The sequence below is a fragment of the Massilia sp. P2_C2 genome, assembly GCF_056404615.1.
On the sequence record NZ_JBFUDR010000164.1, the window covers coordinates 1 to 13,560 of the forward strand.

The 13,560-nt window shown below is 59.3% G+C and carries 8 protein-coding genes; 7 read left to right on the top strand and 1 reads right to left on the bottom strand.

Annotated elements, in window-relative coordinates; genetic code table 11:
- A partial coding sequence (locus tag AC1DYX_RS18560) for a Gfo/Idh/MocA family protein (protein ID WP_477261466.1) occupies positions 1-392 on the bottom strand: 392 nt, incomplete at its 3' end.
- Positions 393-623: 231 nt separating this feature from the next.
- Between AC1DYX_RS18560 and AC1DYX_RS18565 the strand changes: the two genes are divergently transcribed.
- The 7 genes from AC1DYX_RS18565 to AC1DYX_RS18595 form a co-directional block, all read left to right on the top strand.
- The gene (locus AC1DYX_RS18565) at positions 624-2,669 is read left to right on the top strand and encodes a putative bifunctional diguanylate cyclase/phosphodiesterase (protein WP_477261468.1); all 2,046 of its coding nucleotides are present in this window, start codon (positions 624-626) and stop codon (positions 2,667-2,669) included.
- 192 nt (positions 2,670-2,861) lie between these two features.
- Entirely contained in the window at positions 2,862-3,461 is a 600-nt protein-coding gene (wrbA, locus tag AC1DYX_RS18570; RefSeq protein WP_477261470.1) for an NAD(P)H:quinone oxidoreductase, read from the top strand.
- A 296-nt stretch (positions 3,462-3,757) separates the two neighbouring features.
- Positions 3,758-5,023, top strand: coding sequence for a hypothetical protein (locus AC1DYX_RS18575; RefSeq protein ID WP_477261472.1), 1,266 nt, complete (start codon positions 3,758-3,760; stop codon positions 5,021-5,023).
- A 70-nt stretch (positions 5,024-5,093) separates the two neighbouring features.
- A complete protein-coding gene (locus tag AC1DYX_RS18580) occupies positions 5,094-8,291 on the top strand; it encodes a TonB-dependent receptor (protein WP_477261474.1) in 3,198 nt (1,065 codons plus the stop codon).
- A 1,031-nt stretch (positions 8,292-9,322) separates the two neighbouring features.
- Positions 9,323-11,095: a phosphatidylserine decarboxylase family protein gene (locus tag AC1DYX_RS18585; RefSeq protein ID WP_477261476.1), complete on the top strand. Its 1,773-nt coding sequence runs from the start codon at positions 9,323-9,325 to the stop codon at positions 11,093-11,095.
- A 138-nt stretch (positions 11,096-11,233) separates the two neighbouring features.
- Positions 11,234-12,922, top strand: coding sequence for a hypothetical protein (locus AC1DYX_RS18590; protein WP_477261478.1), 1,689 nt, complete (start codon positions 11,234-11,236; stop codon positions 12,920-12,922).
- On the top strand, positions 12,919-13,560 hold a 642-nt coding region (locus AC1DYX_RS18595), incomplete at its 3' end, for a S10 family serine carboxypeptidase-like protein (RefSeq protein ID WP_477261480.1). The genes AC1DYX_RS18590 and AC1DYX_RS18595, both read left to right, overlap by 4 nt.

A 13,560-nucleotide genomic window follows, 5' to 3' on the forward strand; every position in this document is an offset into this window, starting at 1 on the left:
GCGGGCATGTAGCGTGTCCACATGGATTCCATCAGGAACAGGTTGCGGCTGAGCGCGGCCGCGACGACGGTTTCGGCCTGCGCGCGGTTCAGTGCGAACGGCTTTTCGCATAACACACCCTTGCCGCCAGCCAACATGGCGAGCGCGTTGTCCGCATGCAGCGCATGCGGGGTGCCGATGTAGACCAGGTCGACGTCCGGGCAGCCGGCCAGGCCGTCGTAGCTGCCCAGCGCCAGCGGGATGTCGAAATCCGCGGCAAAGGCGGCGGCCGTCGCGTGTTCGCGCGAGGCGACGGCGGCGATCGACGCGCCCGGCGTCGCGCGCAATGCCGTCGCGAAATCGCGTGCGATCCTGCCGGTGCCGAGGAGTCCCCAGCGTACGGTCTTGCTCATGTGTGCTCCATGGAAGGTTGAAAGGGCGGCCATTCTGGAGTGTGCTTCAAACGGCCTCTACCTGTCTATTCTGACAGGTTGGTGATATCATTTTATTATCAATGTTTGCGCTATACTTTACGATGGTCCCTATCGGAACACTGGAAGGAAAGGAAAGCCATGGCTGCACAGTCCCCTGGCGCGGATGCGAGCGCATGGTGCCGACCCCTGTTCGCAGGGACTGAGTTATCCATGCTGGTCTGCGATCCCGTGTCGCAGGAAATCCTCGACGTCAACGACGCCACCCTCGACCACCTCGGTTATACACGCGCCGGGCTGCTCGGCAAGCGCCTGCCCGACCTGTACGTGGGCGCCGCGGACGGCCGTGCGGAAGCCGGGCACCACGAGCTGCGCCCGGACATGTGCCGCCTGCATTCGCACGTGCGCCGCATCGTCGGTGCCGGCGGCGACGTCCACCGTGCGATCCTGCAGCGCTGTGCGATCGAATACGATGGCTGCGACGCCATCCTCGTCGTCCTGCAGGACATCACGCGCCATGTCCAGGCCGAGGTGCAGTTGCGCGAGACGCAGCACGAGCTGCACCGCGCCCAGGCGCTCGCCATGATCGGCAACTGGATCTGGGACGCGGCCGACGACCAGCACGTGACGGCCTCGCCGGAAGCCTACCGCATCTTCGGCTTCCGGCCGAGCGACGCACCCGTGCCGACGGCCGACGTGTATGCGCGCATCCATCCCGAGGACCGCGCGATGGCCCAGCGCGCACGCGAGCGTGCGCTGTGCGATCCGGACTACAAGTACGACATCGAGTTCCGGCTGATGCGTCCGGACGGTGAGGTCCGCTGGCTGCACTCGGTGGCCGAGGTGCGCTACGACGCGGACGGACAAGCCGTCAAGATGCTCGGGCTCGTGCAGGACATCACGGAACGCCGCCGCGCCGAGGAAAACGTGCGCCGCCTGGCCTATTACGACACGGTGACGGGTTTGCCCAACATGAACCTGTTCGAGAGCGAGGTCGAGGACCGGCTGGCCCAGGTCAGGCGCGGGGCGGGTCGTGGCCGGGGCTCCGCACGCCTGGCCTGCCTGATCGTCGACCTCGTGCGCTTCCGCGACGTCAACTATGCGCTCACGCACCTGTACGGCGACGTGCTGCTGGCCCTCGTGGCGGACCGGCTGTCCGTCGTCATCGGCCAGGCCGGCGTCGTCGCGCGCACCGATTCGCGCTTCCCGATCGTGCTGGACGGCGCCGACGAGGACGAGGCGCGGCGCTGGGCCCAGACGATCCTGCGCGCACTGGAAGCGCCGTTCGCCGTCGCCGGCATCTCGTACGAGATCGGCGCCCGCATCGGCATCGCGCTCGCACCGGAGCAGGGCCTGGATTACCACACCCTGCTGCGCAAGGCCGACATCGCGCTGTACCAGGCCGCCCACGTGGGGCGCAACGTCGCCGTGTACGCGGCCGAGGACGATCCGCACACGCCCGACCGGCTGTCGCTGATCGGCGACTTCCGTGCCGCCATCGAGGCCGGGCAAATCCAGCTGTTCTGCCAGCCGAAGGTGTCGATGATCGGGGGCGAGATCGTCGGCGCCGAAGCGCTCGTGCGCTGGGTCCATCCGGACAAGGGCTGCATCGGGCCGGAGACGTTCATGCCGCTGATCGAGGCCACGGACCTGATCCACGTGCTCACGCAGCACATGCTCGCCAGCGCCGTCGCCCAGTGCGAGGCCTGGCGTGCGCAGGGCGTGCGCCTGCCGATTGCCGTCAACCTGTCCGCGCGCGACATCGCGGCACTGTCCCTGTCCGAACACCTGCGCGAACTGCTCGAAGAGCATGGCTCGTGTGCAGGATTGATCGGGCTGGAGATGACGGAGAGCAGCCTGATGCAGAACCCGGCGGAGAGCATCGCCGAGCTGGAACGCTTGGCCGACATGGGCTTCCGGCTGTACATCGACGACTTCGGGACGGGCTATTCGTCGCTGAGCTACCTCAGCCGCCTGCCGGTGGACGTCATCAAGATCGACCACGGCTTCACGATGCAGATGATCGAGGACAGCCGCGCCGCCTCGATCGTCAAGTCCACCGTGCACCTCGCCCACGACCTGGGCATGACGGTCGTGGCGGAAGGCGTCAGCAGCCTGCGTATCTGGGATGCGCTGCAGACGCTGGGCTGCGACGAGGCACAGGGTTTCTACGTGGCCGCGCCGATGCCCGCCGCGGAGCTGCTCGACTGGGCGCGCGCGTCGCCGTTCCGGCTGATGGCCGAACCCGTCTGTGCCTGAGGACCGCGCTCGGGTGGCGCTCATGCGGCGTTCGCGGTGGCGTCCGGCCTGGGGGCCGGTCGGTGCTGACTAAACCTGCCGAATGGCGGACGCCGGGCCACTCGGCCTTGGGGTAGCATGTGCGGGTCCTTGTCATGGCGGCAAGTGACGGCGGGGCGCCGGCCGGTGGCGCCAGCAACGACAGGAGACGACATGGCCAAGGTACTGGTGCTGTATTACTCGACGTATGGACACATCGAACAGATGGCGAACGCGCTGGCGGAAGGCGCCCGCGCGGCGGGGGCGACCGTTGACGTCAAGCGGGTGCTGGAGACGGTGCCGGAAGAAATCGCCCGCAACGGCCATTTCAAGCTGGACCAGCCGGCGCCCATCGCCACCGTGAACGAATTGCCCGACTACGACGCCATCGTGATCGGCGCGCCCACGCGCTACGGCCGCATGCCGTCGCAGATGGCCGCCTTCCTCGACCAGACGGGCGGCCTGTGGGCGCGCGGCGCGCTGCACGGCAAGGTCGGCGCCGCGTTCACGTCGACGGCCACCCAGCACGGCGGGCAGGAGACCACGCTGTTCTCGATCGTCACGAACCTGCTGCACCTCGGGATGGTGGTCGTGGGCCTGCCGTACAGCTTCGCGGGCCAGATGACGCTGGATGAGATCACCGGCTGCAGCCCGTACGGCGCCAGTACGATCGCGGGCGGGCAGGGCCAGCGCCAGCCGAGCCAGAACGAGCTGGATGGCGCACGTTTCCAGGGCGGGCTGGTCGCGAAGACGGCGCAGAAACTGTTCGGCTGACCGACCCGCGCTTCCCGTCTCTCCACTTTTCCATCAAGCCAGCCGCCCCGGCTGCACTGTTGTATTTCTGCATCGCCTCGCGCCTGCGCGCGGGGCCGGCACCTCCTCCACAAGGCATGCGGCGGGTCTCGCCGCATCGCTGATCCCGTCCTGTGGGATTTTCTCGCCGTATTGATGATTGTCGCAATTGCGACTGGTATGCACGCTGCCTCAGCATTATGGCTGATTGGTCGCGGCCACCGTGCCGCCAGCCAAGTCATCTCAAGTAACGACACAACAGAAGAGAGAGACAACTCATGTGGAGTCAAACGACAAATTTCAAGCCCCGGGCAGTTGCCCTGGCCTGTGCGGCGCTGCTCGCCGGCTGCGGCGGCGGTGGGGGCGGCTCTGACGGCACCCTGGTGCAGGCCATCGATTTCAATTACCCGGGCGGAATGACCGTGGCCGTACCGCCGACGGTGGCGACCACCAAGCTCATGGCAACCGCTACCGGCGGAGGTGCCGTCACGTTCACGTCGAACACGCCGGATACCTGTACCGTCAACGGCGATACGCTGTCGCTGGTGAAAGCGGGCGAATGCTCGGTCAGCGCCAGCCAGGCCGGTGGCAACGGCTATGCCCCAGCGTCGGCGCGACAGCTCTTTGTCATTCCGAAAATTAAGACAATGATCTCGTTCCGCAATCCAGGCTCGCAGCCCCTGGACACGACGCCTGTGCAACTGGCCGCCACCTCGTCCGTGGGCCGCCCGACCAGCTTCGCGAGCAAGACGCCTGACGTGTGCACGGTCAGCGGGACGACATTGACCAAGGTCGCCAACGGCATGTGCACCGTCACGGCCACGTCCGAGGGCGACGACTACTACGCGACGGTAACGCTGGACAGGAATATCCCGATCGGCACGGCCACGGCTACTCCGCTGACTTTCCTGAGCGGCTACAAGGACGCCGAGCACAGCAACGAAGGCGTCATCGGGCGTCCGGGTAACCAATGGTGGTGCCCCGAAGCGTGCGACCGGCAGGTTTCCAGCGACGGCAAGAGCTACACCTATAGCGTCACCTGGGGCGCACCCCCGCAACCGTCGGACTGGGATTATAACTACGCACCGGCGTTCTACCTCTTCGCGCCCGGCCTGGCGGAGAGCGATCTCGATAACAACAGCGGGTGGCCAGCAGGCGACTTCAGGGCAGGTGCCGCAGGCCTGCGTATCGATGCCCAGGCAGCGCTGAAGTTCAATCTCGCCCAGAACACCGAATGGTTCGGTTCGGCCAATAACCAGTTCAACGTCGAACTCGGCATCGCTCACTTTACCACCAAGGATGACAAGTCCTGTCACGTGACCCTGAAGGCCACGGTGCAGCCGACGGCCGCCGCCGCGGACTACAGCATCGGCCTCAAGGACAAGTTCGCGATCAGCGAGACGTGCGGCCTGAGCGGGCTGGATGTCTGGAACGAACTGCAGGACTACGCCATCTCCGAAATCAAGTTCTCCGCAGTGCAGCCCAACGGATCATCGGGTTACAAGACCCAGTTCAAGTTGTCCGGGCCGATTATTTTCCAGTGACAGCGGGTCCGACATCCAAAGCCACCGCCGGGAGCCGTGGCAACCAGGGCATCAACAAAGGGATTAGAGAATGAATAGAATCGAGACGAAGATCGGCGGCAAGCCGATCAGGATGACCGCGCTGGCGTTTGCCGCGGCGCAGGTCGCAATGCTGACCAGCTACGCCGCACAGGCACAGACGACGGATACGACCGCCATGGCGGACGCAGGTAGCACCACCACCGTCGTCGTGACCGGCCAGCGCAAGGCGCTGGAAACCGCGCAGAGGATCAAGCAGGAAGCCGAGCAGGTCGTCGACTCCGTGGTTGCGGACGAAGCCGGCAAGCTCCCGGACAAGTCGATCACCGAGGTGCTGCAGCGGGTGGTGGGCGTCACGATGGACCGCAACCGCTCGCGTTCGAACAACAGCCCCTTGGGCGGCGATTCGCTGTCGTTCAGCGCCGAAGGGTCGGGCGTGCAGGTGCGCGGGCTGTCGTGGGGTTCGTCCACGCTGAACGGGCGGGAGAGCTTCTCGGCCGGCTGGCCGGGGCGCGAGCTGAGCTGGAGCGACGTGCCGCCGGAACTGATGGCGGCCGTCGATGTGTACAAGAACCCGTCCTCCGAACTTGTGGAAGGCGGCATCAGCAGCCAGGTCAACCTGCGCACGCGGCTGCCGTTCGACCAGAAAGGGCAGATGGGCGCACTGTCCCTGTCGGACAATTACGCTGCGTTCGGCAAGAAGAATTCGCCGGCCGTCTCGGGGCTGTATTCGAACCGGTGGAACACGCGCTACGGTGAATTCGGCGCCCTCGTCGATCTCTCGTACAACAAGTTCAACTCCCGCTACGACTCGATGGGCCTGTCGGCCTACTATCCGCGCACGAACGACGTCGTCCCCGGCAAGACGGTGTGGGCACCGGTCAGCTCGACGTGGGGTACGGGCAACGGCGTATCGGAACGCAAGGGCTTCTACGGCGCGCTGCAATGGAAGAAGGACAACGTCGAGACGGCGCTGACCTATTTCGATTCCGATTTCAGCTCGGAAGACGCAGGCCATAGCATCTTTACGGCGGCGCCCTTCGCCTACGACACAAAGTATTCCAATGCCAGGTTCGACGACAAGGGCATCTTCCAGTCGGGTACTCTGACCTATCCGGCCGGTAAAGGTCTGAACCAGTTCGCGGACGGCGGCCTGAACATGGGCACGAGCGCGAACCTCAGCCATGTGAACGCACGTACCCGCGAACTGGCCTGGAACGTCAAGTGGCGGGCCAACGAGAGCTGGGTCTTCCAGAACGACCTGCAATGGGTCCACGCCACGAACCACGCCGACGGTGCCCTGGTCAACCTCGGTACGTTCGTGCCGAACATGACGATGGACGTCACCGGCTCGATGCCGAAAATCACGTTCGATCCGGCGGCCACGAAGTTCCTGGCCGATCCCAATAACTATTACTGGAGTGAGATCCAGCCCGCCCTCAACCGGGCCAAGGCCGACCTGTATGCATGGAAGGCCGATGCCAAGTACACGTTCGACGGTGCGGTGCTGCGCGACCTGCGTTTCGGCGTGCGCGTGACGGAACGCTCGTCGACCAAGCAGAATTCCTCGGGATCCAGCTGGACCTCGATCGCGGAACCCTGGGGCATCGTACAGACCAAGGTGCCAGGAACACTGCCGACGCCGGCAGATACGAAAGGGAATCGGGCAAACTACCCCTATCTGGCTAACCCGAACTACCAGATTCCGGGCAGTGTGGAGACGTTTGCGTTCCCCAACTTCTTCAACGGCAAGCTGGGTTCGCCGCCGACGATCGTGACGGCAAGCATGCCGTTTGTGCAGAGCTACTGGCAGACACAATACAAGCAGTTGCTGGACCTGCGCATCAAGCAGTGCGAGGACGCGGCCGCGTACACGAACGACCCGAGCAGGGCCGCCACCTGCGCCACTTACAACAAGGATTGGAAACCCGAGGCCTTCACCGACGAACCGAAGAACATCAGCAAGCACAGCGAAGGTACGCAGGCCATCTACGGCACGTTGCGCTTCGGCTTCGACGACTGGCGTTTCCCTGTCGAGGGCAATACCGGCGTGCGTGTGGTCCGGACGAAATCGATCGCCCACGGTTACACGATCTTCAAGCCGAACTATTCGCCTTCGACGGATCCGACCCTGCCGCGGTTCGGCGAGATCGACCAGAAGCTGGATGCCGGTGGCAGCCACATCGACGTGATCCCGAGCCTGAACGTGAAGGTGAACTGGTCGGACAAGCTGCAGTCCCGCCTGGCGCTGTCGAAGAACATCTACCGTCCCGGCTTCGATCAGTTGCAGGAATACATCAACCTGAGCCAGCAGCCGGTCTGGGATCAGTCGGGCTCGAAGATTGCGTTTGTCAAGTACACCGGCACCAACAGCGGCAACGCACAACTGAAGCCGCTCAAGTCGACCGGCCTCGACCTGACCCTGGAATGGTACCCGCGTGATGGCCAGTCGCTGACCACCGCGTTCTTCGCGAAAAAGGTCAAGGACATCATCATGTCCGAAAGCTATACCCGTACCCTCAAGGATCTGGCAGGCAACGACCAGGACTTCCTCGTCACCGGCCCGGCCAACGCGGCCAGACTGTGGGAGGTCGGTATCGAGATCGCTGGCATGACCTACCTGGACAAGTTGCCGGTGCTGGACAAGGTATTGCCCGACTGGATGAAGGGATTCGGCGTCTCGTCGAACTTCACCTACCTGAAGGGCAAGCAGTCCCTGTACCACCCGTTCGACCTCAAGTATTGCCAGAGCGGTAACTCGGGCATTGCCGGTAACCTGTACGGTTGCGACACGAACGGCCTGCCGTTCAAGGACCTGCCGGTGCCGTACATGTCGCCCCGTATGTTCAACTTTGCGCTGATGTACGACCGCGGCCCGGTGTCGGTGCGCCTTGCCTACAGCTGGCGTGACCGTTTCCTGCAAGCCACGAGCGCCTACGGCGCAAGCGGCTGGGACGCCACGAGTGCCGATCCGGCGCGCTTGTACGCACCCGATTCGACAAAGCCGGACGTCAAGGTGGAGCCGAAGGATGTGGGCTGGGGCCTGCCGGTGTGGCAGGAAGCCACTGGCCAGTGGGACGGCGGCCTGAACTACAAGTTCAACGACAACCTGTATGGCAGCGTCAACGTCAGCAACCTGACCAACGCCGTCACGAGGCAGACGCAACAGCAGAGCTTCGGCTACTCGCTTCGTTCCGTGTATGCGCCGGGCCGCAGCTTCCGCGCGTCGCTGGGCTATACCTTCTGGTGATGTAACCGGCGCCTGGCGCTGGAATCAACGAAAGGGCGGCGCTTGCCGCCCTTTTTTCGCATCCCGGCGCGGCGAATGCCGTCAAAATCCCTGGTTATTCGGACTGCCCTGCACTCGATGCACCATGTACGGAGAACGAGGGATTCCTCGGGTGTCGCCAAAGAATTCGCCGAGTTTAACAATCGTTAAATTTAAATTGTTGTATTAATGTAACTATTAAGAAAAAGAAATTTGCTTATTGGGATCAGACCTATAATAACTTCATGCCCCAATGACCGAGAGCGTTGCCAGGTTCGAAGCTGGTTTGATTTCGACTACTTTGGCATGCGCGCTGCATTACCAGATCTACCAATTTCCCACTTTCGTGAGGCTTTCATGCGGATACCTGGAAATGCATGCGCTGGTGGTAGTGCTTACAGATAGGGTCTCCAGCCATGTCTCGAATTCCGCCTTCGTCATCCCCGTATCTTCTCGGCGTCGCATCCGTCTCGGTCTTCGATGGATGATAATGTCGACGCGTGCAAATCGCGAATCTCTTCCGCACTCCTTCTGCTTCATTCGCATTGAATTAGCCCCATGCGTGCGTTTTATAACGCTGGATTTGAATTCGGTGCGTAAATTGCCATCATCGCCTTTTATTTTCACATGACAATTCCATGTAAAAATAAATTAGAGGTATTGCTTTTCCGCTTTTCCGCTTTTTCGACTGGCTTGCATGAATCTGCCGTTTTTCGTGGCCGGCTTCGCACGAGGCATGCGCGGCGCGCGGCGTATGCCCGAAGTTCGTGAGCGTCTCGCCGTTCCCCGTTCGTGATAGGCAGCAGTACCTGTCTTGTCAAAGGTTGTCCTGACAGGAACAGGGATATTTCAATAAATATTCGATATCTGTGGACTTTTCAGCAGCGTTGTTGGTTCGCTCAATATTGCCGCGATCGATTAGTTGTTGCGTGGCAATCGTAAGTATCGACAACGTCATCATAAGCAAGGCATGAGCCTGGTGGTGGGCTCTTAAATAGAAAGGGTATACCAGCATGAGAAACAAGAATCTGAGCTCAACGAGAAAGCCGTCGACAGCTGGACAATTGGCGGATGCGGAGTTCGATCCGAAATATCGCTTTGCACATCGAACTGGATGGTTGCCTGCACCCGAAAGTGGCGCGTTAAAGGTGTTCTTTGAAGAGGTCTTGTCGCCAACCCAGGGAGCGTACGCACCGAGCGTCCAAGCACTCGACGACTTCATTTCTGCGAATCCGGTGTTGAGCTATCTGATGGATAATGCCTGCAAACAGAACCACAATTTATGGGTCAGCTGTTCTGCCATGGCAAAGAGCGAAGAAGTGAAATTGCCACGGATCTCGAGCAAAGACGTTTTGCTCACCGGCTTTAATAATATCCTGACACTGCCACCGCATTTCAAAAATGACGAATTGGTCGGTCTGCCGTTCTCGGCCCTGGTCGTTGGCATCGACCCGACATTGAGCGGGGTGACCCTGTTTGGCTTGCCGATGTTCAATCAAAAAATGCAAGCCATTTTGAATGACTGGAACACCTTCCTTGGTTCTCCAGCGTCGAATACTGTATTCAGCGTGGAAGGTCAACAATGGCTATCGCCAACCGCGAAGAAGCAGTATCAGTTCGAGGTCTGGAAGAAGGATAATGAAACGCTGCCTTACTGGAATTCCTGGAATTCTTTCTTTACTCGCCAATTCAAGGATCAAAAGGCTTCGCGCCCGGTCGCTGCGCCGGGTGATAATCGCATTGTGACCAGTGCCAATGACGGTTCGTTGTACCGCTGGGACGACAACGTGGCGTCGACAGAAGTGTTCTGGTTTAAGGATATAAAGTATTCGCTTTCCGATATCTTCAGCTCCAGTCTCCCTGAGCAACAAGCAGTAATGGATCAATCCAATCTGCTGGAATTGTTTACGGATGGTTCTGTGTTCCAGACTTACTTGAATCCGTATAACTACCACCGCTGGTGGTGCCCAGCTAATGGCACGGTGGTATTCGAGCCCTTCGTGATCCCTGGTTGCTACTTCAACAAACTGGTTATTCCTGATTTTCAAGGTGCCACGACCAAATCCTTGCCCTATCTGGTGGAGGTGAATGCGCGCGGCGTGATGGTCATTAAAACGCCTGATTATGGCTATGTTTGCTGCATTCCACTCGGCATGAGTGAGGTGTCGACGATCGCATTTGACGCGCAGATGAGAGCCGGTGCAGCGGTCAGTAATGGCCAGGAAATGGGAATGTTCGAGTATGGTGGCTCCTCATACGTCATGATCTTCCAGAAATTGCCGGGTAAGAAATTGATTTTCCAGGACGCGATGGGCCAAGTCTTCGATAAAAACCCACCACCCCCACAAGGCAGTGCCGACACGGGTGGTAATGTCACCTTGATCGGTAGCCAGGTCGGTAAGTGGGAGGATGTTGATTTCTGTATTCAATCGACGGAAGCATGGCAGAACGCGGGCTACGTCAACGAGGGCTGCCAGTACCAAATCACTTACGTCAGCGGTTTGTGGACTTCCAATCCGAATATCAATGACGGCAATTTATACGATGCCCGTGGATCATCAGTCACGGCAACGCAAGCAGGATATCCACTGCAGGGTGTCGCCGAAGGCGCCTTGATCGGCCAGATCGGCAACAATCCACCTTTCCTCGTCGGGGACTCGGGCCTGACGCCAGCAGGCCAAACGGGGCAGTTGCAACTGGTAATCAACGATGACTTGCACGGACGTTACGGCCACGGTTTGAAGGATAACGTCGGTCAGATCGTCGTTTCCATCAAGGCCGCCTGATCCACGTTCGACCAACGCACGTATTCCGTTGAATTCCAGCGAAACCTCCGCAAATCAAGGAATTTGCGGAGGTACGTCATCACATGATTCGTGCAACTCCGTTTGACGATGCAAGTTCCTCCAGATTGGAAACTCATTATGTCACAAGCCATCATTGATCAGATTGTGCAACTTTGGTCCGAGATTAATCCGGTTGCCAGTTACACCAGCGGTTACACCAGCAACATTAAAAACCTCGCCATTCAAAGCCCGGAGAACGTCTCTGCGTTCATGCGAAGGATCGAGACCTTGATTGATCTCGCGCCGCAGATTGCCGATCAGGATTTACGATCCACAGCCCTGGGGGTATTGATCAGTCAACGCACGCAAATCGAATTGGCGAGGCCTAGCGGTGCGGGACCGTCAGGTACCGGAGCTGGTGGTGTGTATGCTGCAGCTGATGGTGTGTTTTATGTCGTGCTTAAGGAAGATTTTCAGCAAGAATGGGTAAAAAAATATCTTGAGGTCGCCGCGGAGATGGTTGTATTCGAGACCCGACGTTGGGCGGGAGGTGCCTATACCGTCGAAGAACGTAGAGAGTGCCTTAATACAGCGGCTTATATGACTGGCGCCCTGGATGCTTTAACAAGCGCAAATCCGGCGTTAAAAACTGCCGCGGTGCAAGTCAGGCATGCGCTGGACAGGTACCAGGCGATCTTTTTCAGTAACGACCTTGCATCGGATGACTTCGATGTTTATTGGCCCGCGTTCAAGGCGGGAGATGCAGTGCAGGGTCCACGAGCAGCCAAAGGTTATCCCGCGACTTTACAGAACTACTATACCTTGGACATGAATGCCGATCAGGTCGAGCAAGCTGCCAACGACTGGCTCTTGATCGACATGCCAGTCACACTGGATCTGGCGCAGCGAATTGGTGCCGGGCTTGGCCTGGCGCCGAACGCTTCCTTGCAAACCGTGTGGGACAGCCTCAGTCAAAAGTACGCGGTTGATTTTACTACGGAAAAGATGCAGGAAGTTCTGGCTGCGTGCAACAATTACGGGCAGGAGAAAATTATCGGTTTCACCGCGGCCGATATCGTGAAATTTTCGCCTACACCTGCTTACCTGGTCAATTTGGTGACTGGTGGCGAAGATTTTGCGATCAACTATTTGACAGATCAACCGTTTTCACAGCTTTATCTTACCGCATCCAAGAACACTTCGCTTTTGACGATGATTAACATTCTGGTTCATGAGGCTTCGCACGGTTTCAATTTTGTGATGTCCGCTCGCCTGGCAGGGTCGCCGTTGGTTAATCTCAATACGTCTCTGGAGGTGCCGATGACCGAAGGCCAGGCGTATTATCGCGAGTATCAGTACTACGCCGGTGCTGCCGCTTTGTTGAATAAATCCGGCCTCACGCCTGCAGAACAAGCCTATCTCGATTTGTACGGCACGACCGTGCAGGAGCAGACAGAAGCCCTGCAGGGTGCTCAACTTGAAACGTATATCTGGCGTGTCATTCGCTACATCCGGGCACTCTGTGACGTCAGAGTCAATGGAGGCAAACTGACCTATACCGACTTTATTGCATGGGCTGCGCAGGCGACTGGATTATCGATGCAGACGCTGCACGGAGAATGCTTTACTTTCATGGCCTCCCCGGGCTATGCACCATGCTACGCCATCGGTGGCGCTGTCTACGGCAACCTGAGTACCATGGGCTACAGCCGGAATGTGAGCGAGCTGAGTTTTAATACCCAAAGTTCCGCAATGGGCTTCTATACGTGGCCTATCGACAAGCTGCGCATGCAGGCATTTGCAAACGGCAGCGGGGCACAGTCATGAAACAACAAAATGAAACGCAGCCGCCTTTGCCTGGTGTCGTGGAGTCTTTGCCGGGTTACGGTGTGCCCAGGGAAAAACAAATTTCGGGACACCTCACGGTCAATGAAAAATGCGGTGACAACCTGTTTTTCTGGTTTTTCGAATCACGCTCGGATCCTGTTAATGATCCTTTGGTCATTTGGCTCAACGGCGGGCCGGGTTCTTCGTCGATGTTGGGTTTGTTCGCGGAAAACGGGCCCTACAAAATCAGGGACGACCTGACACTCGGCGAAAATCCGCACTCCTGGAACAGTTTTGCCAATTTCCTCGTTATTGATCAACCGGCAGGCACCGGGTTGTCATACGTCGAAAACAGCCAGGATAAAAACTGTTATACCAAGACCGAAACAAAAGCCACACGTCAGCTATTGGATGGCTTGCTGCAGTTCTTCGCGAAATGGCCGGATTATCGCCGAAATGATTTATATGTTTTCGGCGAGAGCTTTGCGGGGCGATATATTCCAATGCTCGCGCATGCAATCCTTGAATATAATCAACATGGCGAATCGACGCTGAATTTCAAGGGTATCGGCATTGGAGATGGATGGGTGGCCCCCTTGATCCAGGAGGCCACCTATGGTGATTATGCTTATGCGCAC

What these genes read in the sequence shown, in the direction of transcription:
- AC1DYX_RS18585 (WP_477261476.1), top strand. Translation starts at nt 9,323, where the DNA reads ATGAGAAACAAGAATCTGAGCTCAACGAGAAAGCCGTCGACAGCTGGA.
- wrbA (WP_477261470.1), top strand. Translation starts at nt 2,862, where the DNA reads ATGGCCAAGGTACTGGTGCTGTATTACTCGACGTATGGACACATCGAA.
- AC1DYX_RS18565 (WP_477261468.1), top strand. Translation starts at nt 624, where the DNA reads ATGCTGGTCTGCGATCCCGTGTCGCAGGAAATCCTCGACGTCAACGAC.
- AC1DYX_RS18590 (WP_477261478.1), top strand. Translation starts at nt 11,234, where the DNA reads ATGTCACAAGCCATCATTGATCAGATTGTGCAACTTTGGTCCGAGATT.
- AC1DYX_RS18580 (WP_477261474.1), top strand. Translation starts at nt 5,094, where the DNA reads ATGAATAGAATCGAGACGAAGATCGGCGGCAAGCCGATCAGGATGACC.
- AC1DYX_RS18575 (WP_477261472.1), top strand. Translation starts at nt 3,758, where the DNA reads ATGTGGAGTCAAACGACAAATTTCAAGCCCCGGGCAGTTGCCCTGGCC.